Genomic DNA, 937 nt, shown 5'->3' with positions numbered 1-937 from the left:
ATGATAGGCATCATTGCAACCATTGCGAAGGCTTCGTTGATTTCATACAAATCAACATCTTCTTTAGTCCAGCCTGTCTTAGCAAACAAGTTTTCAATTGCGCCAACAGGAGCGATTGTAAATTCACTTGGGTGTTGGGATTGCGTAGCATGACCAACGATACGAGCAACAGGCTTAAGGCCACGTGCTTCAGCTTCGCTTTCACGCATTAGAACAAGTGCTGATGCGCCATCTGAGATTGATGAAGCATTCGCTGCAGTGATGGTACCATCTTTAGCAAAAGCTGCGCGAAGACTAGGGATTTTCTCGATGTTAGCGTTGAATGGCTGCTCATCGTGCTCAACCACAGTATCGCCACGGCGAGACTTAACGGTTACTGGAACGATTTCAGCTTTTAGCAAACCTTCTTCCGTTGCAGTTTTTGCACGAGTAAGTGATTGGATCGCATAGTCATCCATCTGCTCACGTGTATAACCTTTCTTGTCTGCAACTTCTTGTGCGAAAGAACCCATTAGACGACCTGTTTCAGCATCTTCCAAACCATCTAGGAACATGTGATCCATTGCTTGGTCACCGTGACCCATGCGGAAGCCCTTACGAGCCGTTGGCAAAATATAAGGAGCGTTAGACATAGACTCCATGCCGCCAGCAATCATTACATCGTTAGTGCCTGCCTTGATCGCATCGTGTGCCATCATCGCCGCTTTCATACCTGAACCACAAAGCTTGTTGATTGTGGTAGCACCCGTTGCATCAGGTAGGCCTGCTTGACGCATTGCCTGGCGAGCTGGGCCTTGCTTAAGACCGGCTGGCAATACGTTACCCATGATCACTTCTTGTACGTCTTCAGGCTTAAGGCCCGCACGCTCGACCGCTTCTTTGATAACGATGCTGCCTAGCTCAGGCGCAGGAACAGTAGACAGGCTACCTTGAAGAC

At 48.7% G+C, this 937-nt stretch carries 1 protein-coding gene; it reads right to left on the bottom strand.

Going from position 1 to position 937, the window contains the following annotated elements; translation table 11 throughout:
- Positions 1 to 937, bottom strand: a 937-nt coding sequence (locus A3729_RS15120) for an acetyl-CoA C-acyltransferase (protein WP_068634032.1), incomplete at both ends; no start/stop codon positions are given.

The organism is Oleiphilus sp. HI0043, from assembly GCF_001634935.1.
Note: the sequence above shows the minus strand (reverse complement) of the source record. Positions and strands in the feature narration are given on the sequence as shown.